This is a genomic window from Microbacterium sp. NPDC089695, assembly GCF_044749085.1.
In the GTDB taxonomy this organism is placed as follows: domain Bacteria; phylum Actinomycetota; class Actinomycetes; order Actinomycetales; family Microbacteriaceae; genus Microbacterium.
The window spans coordinates 396,451-409,752 of record NZ_JBIVHG010000001.1 but is presented as its reverse complement, the minus strand read 5'-3'; the positions used below and the strand labels follow the sequence as shown (position 1 = coordinate 409,752).

The 13,302-nt window shown below is 70.2% G+C and carries 11 protein-coding genes and 1 tRNA gene; 10 read left to right on the top strand and 2 right to left on the bottom strand.

What is annotated here, in order from left to right:
- Positions 1-20 precede the first annotated feature (20 nt).
- The 4 genes from ACIPYT_RS02090 (at position 21) to ACIPYT_RS02075 (ending at position 3,966) form a co-directional block, all read left to right on the top strand.
- On the top strand, positions 21-1,520 hold the full coding sequence (locus ACIPYT_RS02090; protein ID WP_401070133.1) for a sugar ABC transporter ATP-binding protein: 1,500 nt from the start codon (positions 21-23) through the stop codon (positions 1,518-1,520).
- Entirely contained in the window at positions 1,517-2,575 is a 1,059-nt protein-coding gene (locus ACIPYT_RS02085) for an ABC transporter permease (protein WP_401070130.1), read from the top strand. Before ACIPYT_RS02090 ends, ACIPYT_RS02085 begins: the two co-directional genes overlap by 4 nt.
- A gap of 41 nt (positions 2,576-2,616) precedes the next feature.
- Complete coding sequence (locus ACIPYT_RS02080) at positions 2,617-3,270, top strand: hypothetical protein (RefSeq protein WP_401070127.1); 654 nt, start codon at positions 2,617-2,619, stop codon at positions 3,268-3,270.
- Between the two features lie 288 nt (positions 3,271-3,558).
- Positions 3,559-3,966, top strand: a complete 408-nt coding sequence (locus tag ACIPYT_RS02075) for a dehydrogenase (RefSeq protein ID WP_401070124.1) — start codon at positions 3,559-3,561, stop codon at positions 3,964-3,966.
- Between the two features lie 16 nt (positions 3,967-3,982).
- On the opposite strand, the gene radA is transcribed toward ACIPYT_RS02075, so the two are convergent.
- Complete coding sequence (gene radA, locus ACIPYT_RS02070) at positions 3,983-5,350, bottom strand: DNA repair protein RadA (RefSeq protein WP_401070121.1); 1,368 nt, start codon at positions 5,348-5,350, stop codon at positions 3,983-3,985.
- A 100-nt stretch (positions 5,351-5,450) separates the two neighbouring features.
- Between radA and ACIPYT_RS02065 the strand changes: the two genes are divergently transcribed.
- The 5 genes from ACIPYT_RS02065 to cydC all read left to right on the top strand — a co-directional run bounded on the left by ACIPYT_RS02065 (position 5,451) and on the right by cydC (position 12,007).
- Positions 5,451-6,122, top strand: a complete 672-nt coding sequence (locus ACIPYT_RS02065; RefSeq protein WP_401070119.1) for a helix-turn-helix transcriptional regulator — start codon at positions 5,451-5,453, stop codon at positions 6,120-6,122.
- 89 nt (positions 6,123-6,211) lie between these two features.
- Positions 6,212-7,627, top strand: a complete 1,416-nt coding sequence (locus ACIPYT_RS02060; protein ID WP_401070116.1) for a cytochrome ubiquinol oxidase subunit I — start codon at positions 6,212-6,214, stop codon at positions 7,625-7,627.
- A 14-nt stretch (positions 7,628-7,641) separates the two neighbouring features.
- Positions 7,642-8,670, top strand: a complete 1,029-nt coding sequence (gene cydB / locus ACIPYT_RS02055) for a cytochrome d ubiquinol oxidase subunit II (protein ID WP_401070113.1) — start codon at positions 7,642-7,644, stop codon at positions 8,668-8,670.
- Positions 8,667-10,334 carry a thiol reductant ABC exporter subunit CydD gene (gene cydD, locus ACIPYT_RS02050; protein WP_401070110.1) on the top strand — a complete coding sequence of 556 codons (1,668 nt, stop codon included), beginning with the start codon at positions 8,667-8,669 and terminating at the stop codon, positions 10,332-10,334. Before cydB ends, cydD begins: the two co-directional genes overlap by 4 nt.
- Positions 10,331-12,007, top strand: coding sequence for a thiol reductant ABC exporter subunit CydC (cydC, locus tag ACIPYT_RS02045; RefSeq protein ID WP_401070108.1), 1,677 nt, complete (start codon positions 10,331-10,333; stop codon positions 12,005-12,007). Before cydD ends, cydC begins: the two co-directional genes overlap by 4 nt.
- Before the next feature lie 267 nt (positions 12,008-12,274).
- Here the strand turns inward: cydC and ACIPYT_RS02040 are convergent, their stop codons facing one another.
- Complete coding sequence (locus ACIPYT_RS02040) at positions 12,275-13,051, bottom strand: hypothetical protein (RefSeq protein WP_401070106.1); 777 nt, start codon at positions 13,049-13,051, stop codon at positions 12,275-12,277.
- 129 nt (positions 13,052-13,180) lie between these two features.
- Here ACIPYT_RS02040 and ACIPYT_RS02035 point away from each other — a divergent pair.
- Positions 13,181-13,271: transfer RNA gene (locus ACIPYT_RS02035), tRNA-Ser, on the top strand.
- Positions 13,272-13,302 lie beyond the last annotated feature (31 nt).

Sequence of the window (13,302 nt, the reverse complement as noted above, 5' to 3'; positions counted from 1 at the left end):
TCCGATCACGAGAGGACAACATGACCGATCAGGCCGTCGCGCTGCGCGCACAGGCGATCACCAAGTCGTTCGGCCCCGTACGGGCGCTGCGTGGCGTCGAACTGGAGCTCCGGGCCGGCGAAGTCACGGCGCTCATGGGCGAGAACGGGGCCGGCAAGTCGACGCTCCTCAAGATCCTCGGCGGCGACTATCAGCCGGACGGCGGCGAGCTCGCGATCGGGGGAGAGGCCGTGACCTTCTCGGGTCCCGCCGATGCCCGGGACGCCGGGCTGCGCGTCATCGCCCAGGAGCCCGAGATCGTCCCCTGGGTCTCGGTCGCCGAGAACATCTACATCGGCGCCCTGGGCGTCGGTGGATTCCGCCGCAGCCGCCTCGAGCGCACCGCCACCGAGGAGCTCCGTCGTTGGGGCTTCGACCGCGTCATCGACGCCCGCACGCTCGGCGCCGACCTCTCGCCCGCGCAGCGCCAGATCGTCGAGATCATGCGCGCCGTGATCGCCCGCCCGAAGGTCATCTGCTTCGACGAGCCGACATCGTCGCTCGGCGACGAGGAGGTGACTCTGCTCTTCGCGCTGATCCGCCAGCTGCAGGCGGAGGGCGTCGCGATCGGTTACGTCTCCCACCGGATGGGCGAGATCTTCCAGCTCGCGGACCGCATCACCGTGCTCCGCGATGGTGCCTTCGTCGGTACCAAGCCCGTCGACGAGACCGATCACGATGAGCTCGTACGCATGATGGTCGGCCGCGACCTGACCCAGTTCTTCCACCGCGAGCCGGCCGCCCTCGGCGAGGTCGTCCTCGAGCTCGACGACGTGTCGAACGAGTTCGTGCAGGACATCTCGCTGCAGGTGAGGGCGGGCGAGGTGGTCGGCATCGCCGGTCTCGTCGGCGCCGGACGCAGTGAGCTCATGAAGACCATCGCGGGTGACCTCCCGGTCGACGGCGGCACGATCCGGGTCGACGGGAGGGCCACACGGTTCCGGAGCCCGCGCGACAGCATCCGCGCCGGCATCGGCTTCGCCCCCGAGGAGCGCAAGGCCGAGGCGCTGCTGCTCGAACGCAGCGTGCGCGACAACGCCGCCCTCGCGGTGCTCCGATCGCTCTCCCGCTGGATCTTCGTCAAGGGCTCCGCCGAGACCGCCCTCGCGCAGGGCTACGTCGATTCCCTCCGCATCCGCACCCCCGGCACCGAACAGCTCGTCGGACGCCTCTCGGGCGGCAACCAGCAGAAGGTGGTGCTCGCCAGATGGCTCGCCACGGCACCACGGATGCTGCTGCTCGACGAACCGACGCGCGGCATCGACGTCGGCGCCAAGGCCGAGATCTACGCGATCATCGACCGCCTCGCGCACGAGGGCGTCGCGGTGATCGTCGTCTCCAGCGAACTCCCCGAGGTGCTCGGCGTCTCGGACCGCATCTATGTCATGGCTCACGGCCGCATCACGGGAGAGCTCCCGCGCGCCGAGGCAACCGAAGAGAGCATTCTCGCGCTCGCGATGGACGAGGAGGTCGCCGCATGAGCGACAGGATCGATAACCCGGAGGTCGTGAAGACCGGTGCGGCCGCGACGGCCACGTTCGAGAGACCCGACGTGGAGGGCCCCTCCAGGATGCGCCGGATCCTCGGCGGCGTGGGCGTGCAGAACGTGTCGCTGATCCTCGCGATCGTGCTGGTCGTCGCGATCATCGGACTGCAGAACCCGCTGTTCTTCAGCGTCGCGAATCTCAAGGTCATCGGCACCGCCATCGCGATCATGGGCCTGCTGGCGGTGGTGCAGACGATCGTCATCATCCTCGGGGCGCTCGACATCTCGGTCGGATCGATCGCCGGTCTCACCTCGGTGACGTCGGCGATGATCTTCACCGCGGCCGGACCCGTGCTCGGCGTCGCCGGCGCGATCGGCATCGGCGTGCTGTGCGGCCTCGTGAACGGCTGCATCATCGTGTTCGGACGGGTCAATCCCGTGATCGCGACGCTCGCGACCCTCGCGGCGTTCAAAGGCATCGCGCAGTTGATCTCCGACGGCCGGGCGCAGGGGTACACCGGTGCCGACCCGTTCTTCGTGTTCCTCGCACGAGGCGCGATCGGCGGCATCCCGACCCTCATCCTCGTCCTGCTCCTGGTCGCGCTGCTCGCGCACATCGTGCTGCGGTACACCTCGGTCGGCCGCAACATCTACGCGGTCGGCGGCAACAACATCGCGTCCCGCCTCGCGGGCATCGACATCAACCGCTACATCATCGGCGTGTACATGGTGACCGGTGCGGTCGCGGCGATCGCCGGCATCCTCATCACCGCCCGCACCGGGTCAGGGCAGCCGATCTCGGGATCTGAGGGCCTGGAGCTGCAGGCCATCACCGCCGCGGCACTCGGCGGCGCGGCGCTCAAGGGCGGCAAGGGCACGATCTCCGGGACCATCCTCGCCGTGATCCTGCTGGGCGTGCTGACCAACGGCATGACCATCCTCGGTGTGAACTCGTTCTGGCAGAACGTCGCCCAGGGCGCCCTCCTCGTGATCGCCGTCGTGATCCAACAGCTGCGCTCCGGAGAACGCCGCATCGGAATACCGGGCTGACGCTCCGAGAGATCGGCAGGTCGATCGCTTAACCTGGGTTCATGCCCCGTCAGTCCGCCGCCGTCTACCGTCGCCGGCGCATCGTGGCGCTCATCGGGCTGATCCTCTTCATCGCGTTCGTGGGCGTCTCGGCGTGGCTGCTGATCACACGCCCGTGGGCGGCGGCGACGGACGCGACGCCCGTGCCGACGTCGACCCCGACCGGCAAGCCGACGCCGAACACGACGCCGACCGACGGCGCCGAGTCGCCGTCACCCGGCCCCTCGGCCGAGGAGACTCCCGGCGTGGTGGCGTGCGAAGCCGGAGACATCACGGTCGCCGCGGTCACCGACGCCGATTCCTATGCGGCCGGCGTGCTCCCGAACCTGTCGATCTCGCTGACCAACAACGGCGCGACCGACTGTACGATCGACGTCGGATCGACCACCCAGGTGTTCACGGTCTCGAGCGGCGCCGACGTGTGGTGGCGGTCGACCGACTGCCAGGAGAACCCGAGCAGCATGATCGCGACGCTGGCGGCCGGCGCCACCGTGACGAGCAAGGTGCCGGTGGTGTGGGACCGCACGCGATCGAGCGTCGAGACCTGCGCGCAGGAGAACCGTCCGCGGGCACCGGGCGGGGGCTCGTCGTACCATGTGGCGGTCGAGATCGGCGGGTTCGCCGGCGCGACCACGAAGCAGATCCTGCTGTACTGACGCGACTGCGGCGACGGTGCGACACGCCCGAATACATCCCTGTACTCAGTATCGGGGCTGACACCTCGCATTCTTTGGGATACCATTGAAAACGGCTCTCAGATCATGCGGCTTCCATGCCATCCCCAGTGGCGTCGACTCACAGCGTCCCCAGCGCTTCGACACTGCCGCGCGAGAGCCCGAGGCCCTCTCGAGTACCCCAGTCCCCAATGTGGGGCTCGAGAGGGCCCAATCCTTTCCTGAGCCGATGCGACGCGGTGCCGTCCGCCCCGTGACTACGCTGGAGTCATGGCATCGAAGAAGGCGAAGCGCGGCGCCAAGCCCGCACCGGAGGACTTCCGCTCGGATGCTCTCGCGCAGGCACTCGAGAAGCAGGACGTCGCGGCGGTCGCCCTCGCGTTGCGCCACGGCACCACGGTCGTCCCGCTCGTCAAGCCCGGTGCGCGCGACAATCCTCTCGACAGCGGCGAGGTCTGGACGTACCGCGACCCGAACACCGGCGATCTCGCGCTGCTCCTGTTCAGCGATGCGAAGAACAAGCCGGCCAACCTCCCGCCCGGCGTCGGCATCTACTCCGCCGACTGGCTGCGTAAGTTCCTCGCGACGCATCCCATCACCACGGTATTCCTCGACATCGCGGGACCGCATCCGATGCAGGCGTCTCCCGAGGAACTGCTCAAGGCGCTCGACGCCTGACCGGGTCTGCCGGTCTTCAGAACGGCGGGATGTCGGCTTCTCCGCGCCGTGAGGTGTTGCGCGCGCGGACGTCGTTCAGCGCGGCGCGCAGCGTCTTCGACCGATCGTCGACCACCTGCTCGTAACCCAGGCGCGCGGCCTCGGAGCGCCGCTGAGCGGACTGCGTCACGGGACGGATCTCTCCGGCCAGGCTGAGCTCGCCGACCGCCGCGACCGTGCGCGGCACCGAGATCTGCTGGATCGAGCCCGCCACGGCGATCGCGATCGCGAGGTCGGCGGCCGGCTCGGTGAACCGCACCCCGCCCACGGTCGAGACGTAGACGTCGAGCGTGCTGGTCTTGATACCCGCGCGTCGCTCGAGGATAGCGAGCACCATCGCCACGCGTGAGGAGTCGAGGCCGTGCACGACGCGCCGCGGGTTCGGCGCCGTCGTGCCCACCGTGAGCGCCTGCACCTCGACCGGCAGCGCGCGGCGACCTTCGAGCGAGATCGCGACGCACGTGCCCGGCTCGGTCGCGCCCTGCGACAGGAACAGGCCGGACGGGTCGGGAACCTCGGCGATCCCGTCGCCGGTCATCTCGAAGCATCCGACCTCGTCGGTCGGTCCGAAGCGGTTCTTGAGCGCGCGGATGAAGCGCAGCGAGGTCTGCCGATCGCCCTCGAAGTGGCAGACGACGTCGACCAGGTGCTCCAGCACGCGAGGGCCCGCGACCTGGCCGTCTTTCGTGACGTGCCCGACGATGACGATCGGCAGACTGCGTTCTTTCGCCACGCGGATCAGGGTCGACGCGACATCGCGCACCTGGCTCGGTTGACCAGCGGCGCCGTCGATCAGCGCCGACGACACGGTCTGCACGGAGTCGACGATCACGAGCTGCGGCTCGACCTCGTCGATGTGTCCGAGGATCGTCGCGAGATCGGTCTCGCTCGCGAGGTACAGCTCGTCGTGCAGCGCTCCCGTGCGCTCGGCGCGCAGGCGCACCTGGGCCGGGGACTCCTCGGCACTCGCGTAGAGCACTCGGCGCCCGGCCTGCGCGGCCTTCGCCGCGACCTCGAGCAACAGGGTCGACTTGCCGACCCCCGGTTCTCCGCTCAACAGGATCGCGGCCCCCGGCACGATGCCGCCGCCCAGCACGCGGTCGAACTCGCCGACGCCGCTCGAACGCCGGGGCGCGTCGGTCGTGGTGATCTGCGTGATCGGCCGCGCCGCCCGCTCGGCGGTGGGTGCGAGCGGCGTGATGCGGTTGAGGATGCCGGTCTGCGCGCCCTGCTCCTGCACCGTTCCCCACTGCTGGCACTCGCCGCACCGGCCGACCCACTTGGCCGTCGTCCACCCGCACTCGGTGCAGACATAGGCGGGGGGAGCGGGTTTACGGGCAGCCATGCAGCCAGGCTATCGCCGGCATCCGACATCCCTATCGCGGCGTCGATTATTCACGGTCGAACCCCTCGATGTCGCGCAGCGGCCACGCGATACTGGATCCATGGCCAACGGAGCGCCCGTCTGCGGGCCCATCTCGACCTTCTCGCGAGTGCGGATCCTGCACGCGCTGTTCGAGTCCGGCACGGCCGAATCCCGCGGCACCTGCACGATCGGCGAGCTGTGCGAGGCCACAGGCCTGCACCCCAACACGGTGCGCGAGCACCTGCAGCGCCTGATCGAGGGCGGTTATGTGCTGCAGGCCACCGAGCACCGCACGACCCGCGGTCGGCCGCGCACGCTCTACCGCGCGGCGACCGGCGCACCGGAGGCCTCGAGTCCCATCGCACGGGACAAGGCCAAGGCCGCCGCGCACCGCGGCGATCTGCTGCGCCGGATGCTCCCGGCATCCGCATCCCCATCCGCATCCGCTCTCGGTCGCGACGCGACCTACCAGCTGGACGCCCTGATCGAACACTTGGAGGAGAGCGGCTTCGAGCCCGTCGTCGACGACGAGCAGCTCACGGTCGACCTCACCCCGTGCCCGCACGCCGCGGGCCGCCTCGAAGACCGCCCGATGCTGTGCTCCGTGCATCTCGGCCTCATGCAGGGGGTGCTCGCCGAAGCAGGCGGGCCGCTCGCTGCCGAGGCCGTGCGCGCCTCCGGACTCCCGGAGGACTGCGCGCCCCTGGAATGCACCGTGCAGCTGCGTCTGACGGAGATGACCGCCGCCTAGGCGTCCATCTGCACACCCCGCCGACGGTCCCACGAGGACCGCCGGTCCTCGGAAGCGCGGCCTCAGGCAGACAAGAAGGAGTGGCCACCATGGAATGGCTCGATCCGCTCGCCCTCTCGCGGTGGCAGTTCGGTCTGACGACCGTCTACCACTACCTGTTCGTGCCTCTCACGATCGGCATGGCGCTCGTCGCGGCGATCTTCCAGACCGCGTGGGTGCGCACCGGCAAGGTGCAGTACCTGCACCTCACGCGCTTCTTCGGGAAGATCTTCCTCATCAACTTCGCGATGGGCGTGGTCACCGGCATCGTGCAGGAGTTCCAGTTCGGCATGAACTGGTCGGACTACTCCCGCTTCGTCGGCGACGTGTTCGGCGCCCCCCTCGCCTTCGAGGGGCTGCTCGCGTTCTTCTTCGAGGCCACGTTCATCGGACTCTGGATCTTCGGGTGGGACAAGCTCCCGCAGAAGCTGCACCTGGCCACGATCTGGTGTGTCTCGATCGGCAGCATCCTCTCGGCGTACTTCATCATCGCGGCGAACGCGTTCATGCAGAACCCCGTCGGGTACACCTACAACCCCGTCACGAACCGCGCCGAGCTCGTCGACTTCTGGGCCCTGCTGACGAACCCCGTCGCGCTCGCCGCGTTCCCGCACACGATCTTCGGCGCGCTGATGTTCGCCGCCGGCGTCGTGATCTCGGTGTCGGCCTGGCACCTCGCCCGAGGCCAGCACTTCGACACCATGCGCATCTCGCTCAAGTTCGGCCTGTGGGCGATGATCTTCTCGACCGCGGGCGTGCTCCTCACGGGTGACCAGCTCGGACTCGCGATGTACGCCGCGCAGCCCATGAAGATGGCCGCGGCGGAGGCGACGTTCAACACGGTCTGCGGACCGGACGCCGCGTTCAGCCTCTTCACGCTCGGCACCCCCGACGGGAGCTCCGAGCTGTTCAGCATCCGCGTGCCGTACCTGCTGTCGCTGCTGTCGACGCACACGTTCGACGCGTGCGTGCACGGCATCAACGACCTGAACGCCGAGTACGCCACGACGTACGCCGACACGGGACTCACCGAGTTCGCCCCGATCCTCTGGGTCACGTACTGGGCGTTCCGCTGGATGATCGGCCTCGGCATGGCCGCCGGCCTCGTCGCCGTGATCGGCCTGTGGGTGACCCGCAAGGGCGCCAAGAAGCCGCCGGCGCCGTGGATGTGGAAGCTCGCGATCTGGTCGTTCCCGCTCGCGCTCGTCGCCAACATCATGGGCTGGGTGTTCACCGAGATGGGGCGTCAGCCGTGGATCGTGTTCGGCCTGATGACCACGCAGGACGGCGTCTCGCCGGGCGTGACCGGCGTCGACGTGCTGATCTCGCTCATCGCGTTCACGCTGATCTACGCCTCGCTCGCGGTCGTCGAGGTCAGGCTCATCGTCAAGGCCGCGCAGAAGGGCCCCGACACCGACGAGCAACCCCACGAGGAGACGGCCCAGCTGCCGTCGGTCGTCTACTGAGAGGAAGGAACACCATGGATCTCGCAACGCTCTGGTTCTTCATCGTCGCCTTCTTCTTCGTCGGCTACTTCGTGCTCGACGGATTCGACTTCGGCGTCGGCATGTCGCTGCCGTTCCTCGGCAAGGACGACGTCTCGCGCCGCCAGGTCATCAACACGATCGGCCCCGTGTGGGACCTCAACGAGACGTGGGTCATCGTCGCCGGCGCTGTGCTGTTCGCGTCGTTCCCCGAGTGGTACGCGACGCTGTTCAGCGGGTTCTACCTGCCGCTGCTGCTCATCCTGCTCGCGCTGATCCTGCGCGGGGTCTCTTTCGAGTACCGGCATCAGCGCGACAGCCTCGCGTGGAAACGCGGCTTCGACCGGATGATCGTGATCGGCTCGGTCGTGCCCGCCCTGCTCTGGGGCGTCGCGTTCGGCAACATCGTGCAGGGGGTGGCGCTCGATGAGAACCACATCTACGTGGGCGGCTTCTTCGCGCTGCTGAACCCCTACGCCCTGCTGGTCGGCGTGACGACCCTGCTGCTGTTCTTCCTGCACGGCGTGCTGTTCGTGGCGCTCAAGACCGACGGACCCGTGCACGAGGACGCGCACCGACTGGCGAAGCTCGCGGCTGGTCCGACGATCCTCGCCGCCGCCGGGACCGTGGTGTGGACCGCCGTGATCGCGATGAACCGGGAGGCTCCGCTGCTGTGGCTCGTGATCGGAGCCGGGGCCGTGGCCGCGGTCGCGCTGATCGCCGCGGTCGGCCTGTCGCTCGTGCGGCGGGACGGCTGGGCGTTCGTCGCCGGAATGGTCACGGTGATGCTCGCAGTCGTGATGCTGTTCGCCGCGCTGTTCCCGTACGTGATGCCGTCGACCATCGCCGATGCGAACAGCCTGACGATCGCGAACGCGTCGAGCACGCGATATACGCTGGAGATCATGAGCTGGACGGCGCTGATCGCGACCCCGCTCGTGCTCGCCTACCAGGCGTGGACCTACTGGGTGTTCCGCAAGCGCGTCACCCGCCGTTCGATCGAGGGGGCTCCGGCGCACGCGTGAAGCCCGTCGACATCCGACTGATCCGATACGCGAGCGCGGCGCGCGGGTTCCTGCTGCTGTCGGGAGCCATCGGCGTGCTCCAGACCGCGGTCGTGATCGCCTTCGCCTGGATGCTCACGGATGCCGTCACCGGCGCCCTCGCGGGGCGCGACGTGACGGCATCCCTGCTGTGGCTGCTCGCGCTCGCCGCGCTGCGCGGGGTGCTGATCGCCGCCTCCGATGCCGCGGGCATGCGCGCCGCCGCGAGGACCGGGATGCAGCTCCGTGCCGCCCTGCTCTCCGCGATCGGGAGGCTCGGACCCGGATGGCTCGCGCAGCGCAACCGCGCCGGACTCGCCCTCACCGCCGGCCACGGTCTGGAGGCGCTCGACGCGTACTTCGCCCGCTACATCCCGCAGCTCGTGCTCACGGTGGTCGCGACGCCGGTGATCGTCGCCATCATGTGGTGGCAGGACTGGCCGAGCGGACTCACCGCGATCATCACCCTGCCGCTCATCCCGCTCTTCCTCATCCTCATCGGGATCGCGACGCGCACCGTGCAGCGCCGTCAGTGGCAGACGCTGCAGCGGCTCGCCGCGCGCTTCGCCGACACGGTGCAGGGGCTCGCGACGCTCCGGCTGTTCGGTCGCGAGGGGCGCGCCGCCGCGCAGATCGAGACGACGGCCGACGACTACCGCCGCGAGACCATGAAGGTGCTGCGGTTCTCGTTCCTGTCGGGATTCGCGATGGAGCTGCTGTCATCGCTCGCGGTCGCGCTGATCGCCGTCGCAGTCGGGTTCCGACTGCTGTCGGGCGACCTGTCGCTCGAGGTCGGTCTGTTCGTGCTGCTGCTCGCGCCGGAGGCGTTCCTGCCGATCCGCCAGGTCGGGGTGCAGTTCCACGCCGCCGCGGAGGGCGTAGCCGCGACCGAGGACGTGTTCGCGGTGCTCGACGAGGCCGGGGCTGTAGACGGCGGCGTTCATAACTCCGGAGAAGCGTCGCCCGGGCGGCTTCCCGGCTCGGCTGAGGCGGTTTCGGGTGCCGGATCTCCGGAGTTGCGAACGGCGGTCCGCAGAGACCTGATCGTGCGGGACCTGCGCGTGCGCGATCTCCCGCCGGTGTCCTTCACGGCCGAACCAGGCACGGTCACCCTGATCGAGGGGCCGAGTGGCGCCGGGAAGTCGAGTCTGCTCGCCGCCCTCCGCGGTGCGGTCGACTTCGAGGGCACCGCGACGGTGGGCGGCGTCGACGTCCGAGCGCTCTCGCCGGCCGACTGGCTCGCGTGGGCGGGGCAGCGACCGCAGCTGAGTCGCGGCACGGTGGCCGTGAACGTGGCCCTCGGCGACGGGGAACCGGATGTCGCCGCGATCCGCCGCGCGCTCGACGAGGCGTGTGCCGGCGAGGTCGACGCCGCCCTCGAGCTCGGGGTGCAGGGCAGCGGTCTCTCGGGCGGGCAGTCGCAGCGCGTCGCGGTCGCGCGGGCCCTGTACCGTCACGCCCGGCGTCCGGATGCCGTGCTCGCGCTCGACGAGCCGTCCAGCGCGCTCGACGCCGACACCGAGCAGCGTCTCTGGGCCACGTTGCGCGCGCGGGCCGATGCCGGAGCCACCGTGCTGCTCGTGTCGCATCGACGCTCCGCGCGCGACATCGCCGACCGGGTCGTCGAGCTGGGGGTGCGGGTATGAGCACCGGCATCCGCACCGCATCCCGTGCCGAGCGCATCCGCGAGGTGCTGCGTCTCGCGCAGCCGCCGTTCGCGCGGTTCCTGCCCGGGCTCGTCTGGGGCGTGCTCTCGGCCGGCGCGGCGGTGAGTCTGCTGGCCGTGAGCGGCTGGCTGATCGTGAGCGCCTCGATCGTCGACTCGCTCGTCCCGCTGTCGATCGCCGTGGTCGGGGTGAGGTTCTTCGCCGTCACCCGCGCGGTCACGCGATACCTCGAGCGTCTGAGCGGACACGACGCCGCCCTGCGGCAGCTCGCCGCGACGCGGGCCGACATGGTCCGCCGGTTCACGCCGCTCTCGCCCGCCGGGCTCGGACGCACGGATCACGGCCGCGTGCTCTCGGCGCTCGTCGACGACGTCGAGAACCTGCAGAACGTGCCGCTGCGCGTCGTGCAGCCGCTCGCCGTGTCGGCGGTCGTGGCCGGGGGAGCGGTCGTCTTCCTGCTGTTCGTCTCCGTGCCGGCGGCGCTCACTCTGGCGGCCTGCCTCGTGATCGCCGCGCTCGCCGCGGTGGGTCTCGGGTGGCTGTTCGGCTCGCGCGCCGAGGCCGTGGTGTCCCGTCGCCGCGGCGACCTGTCGGCCGCGCTCACCGACTACCTCGGCGCCCTCGACGTGCTGGTCGCGTACGGCGCGGAGTCCGAGGCGCGGGAACGGGTGCGCCGCGCGGATGCTGCGCTGCGGCAGGCCGTCGGTCGGGCGTCGCTGGCGCAGGCCGTCGCGGCAGGGGTCGTGTCGGCGGTGGCGGGTGCGGCCTCGGTGTGGGCGCTCGCTGCTGCGGCGCCCGGACTGGGCAGCGCGATCGACGGACCGTGGCTCGCGGTCGCCGTGCTCGTGCCGATGGTCGTGTTCGAGGTCTTCGGCGCGGTGCCGATCGCCGCGGCATCCTGGCGGAGCGTGCGTGCGAGCGCCGAGCGCATCGTCGACGTGCTGCCCGAGCGGATGCCGGAGCAGCTGCGACCGGATGCCGGGGAGGACGCCGCTCCCGACGGGGCCGTCACGCTGCGTCTGCGCGACGTGCGGGCCGCCTGGCCGGGAGGGACCCCGGCGCTGCGCGGAGTGGATCTCGACCTGCATCCGGGGGAGAGGGTGCTCGTCTCGGGCCCGAGCGGCGCGGGCAAGAGCTCGCTCGCGGCGGTGCTCGTCGGGTTCCTGCGTGCCGAGGGGTCGTTTACGGTCGCTGGCGTCCCTGCGGCCGAGCTGTCGGGCCCGGCGCTGCGGCGCACGATAGGCCTGTGCGAGCAGAGCCCGCAGCTGTTCGACGAGGACGTGCGCCAGAACCTCCTGTTCGCGCGTGACACCGCGACCGATGAGGAGCTGCTCGCCGTGCTCGCGCGGGTCGGTCTGGGCGACTGGGTGCGGGAGCGTGGTGGCCTCGACGCGCGGGTCGGCGATCGCGGAGCGCTGGTCTCGGGCGGGCAGGCGCAGCGTCTGGCGCTCGCGAGGGCGCTGCTGCGCGGCTTCCCGGTGCTCGTGCTCGACGAGCCGACCGCGGGTGTCGACCCGGAGGCGTCGGACGCGCTGCTCAGCGACCTCCTCGGCGCCGCAGGGGAGCAGTCGGTGCTGCTGATCTCGCACGTCGCCCCGCCCGCCGGGACGGTCGACCGGGTCGTGCGCCTGGAGGACGGCCGCACCGTCTGAGGTTCTGGCGGCGCCGGGCGGGCCATCTGCAGGAGCCGGGCACGGTGTGCCGACGGCATCCGGGGTTCTGGTCCTACAGGTGTGCCGCGGTCCTGCAGGTGTGCCGGGTCGTGCGCCTGGAGGACGGCCGCACGGTCTGAGGTTCTGGCGGCGCCGGGCGGGCCATCTGCAGGAGCCGGGCACGGTGTGCCGACGGCATCCGGGATTCTGGTCCTGCAGGCGTGCCGCGGTACTGCAGGCGTGCCTGGGCCGGGGTCGCCGGCGGTCTCAGACGTTCAGGTCGGCGCGGGGTTCCATGACGATGCCCTGGGCCTCGAAGGCGCGGCGACGCTCCTCGATGCGGCGGTGCAGCTCGACCTGGGCGTCGTCGACGAGCTGCGGGTCGAGATCGACCGCCGGGGGATGCGGGTCGCCGTGGTGCGCGGAGATGTAGGCGTCGAGCTCGGGGCCCGACGTCCATGAGGTGATCAGCGCGTAGCGGGGAGCCGTGCCGCGGTGCCACACCGCGTGCCAGAAGCGCTGGGTGTCGACGATGATGCGCGAGCCCTCGCGGAGCGGCAGGCGGATCTCGGTCGCCGGGTCGAAGCGGTCGCTGCGCAGGATGAGCAGCGAGTCGGGGTCGTCGGTGAGGTTGTAGTAACCGCGCACGACCCAGCCGGTGCCATCGTCGTTCAGACGGTTGTTGTCGTCCTGGTGCAGGTTGTAGATCGCGTCGGCGTAGGTGTTCGGCTGCAGCTCGATCACGCGGCAGCGACCGATGCCGGCGCCGGGTTCGAGCGCGCGGCGCTGCAGGGTCGGCGCGATCGCCACCTGCGACGGCACCCACACGCCGTCCTTGTCGGTGCGCGGGGGCGTGTGGTTCCAGAATCCGTTGCACTCGATCTCGCCCGCGTAGCTCGCGAGCGGCGCGAAGCGGGTGACCCCCGAGGAGCGCCAGCCGATGTACTCGAGATCGAGCCATTCGGCCGGGTCGGATGCCTGGTCGTGGTCGTCGAGTACGACATAGCCGGTCTCGGCCAGTGCCTCTGACGTGATGAACCCCATGTACGCTTCCCTCCCTCGCGTCGCTTAGGCCATCCTAACTATCCTTCGCGCGTCCCGCAGGAGTGCGACCGTGCATAACCCCGAGGCCCCGATTCGCGCGGGGGCGCGGACTGTCGTAAGCTAGTCGGCGGTGACGTGTCCGAGCGGCCGAAGGTGCAACTCTCGAAAAGTTGTGTAGGGTAACCCCCTACCGTGGGTTCAAATCCCACCGTCACCGCCACGAAGGCCCCGCCTCCCTTTGATATCACTGG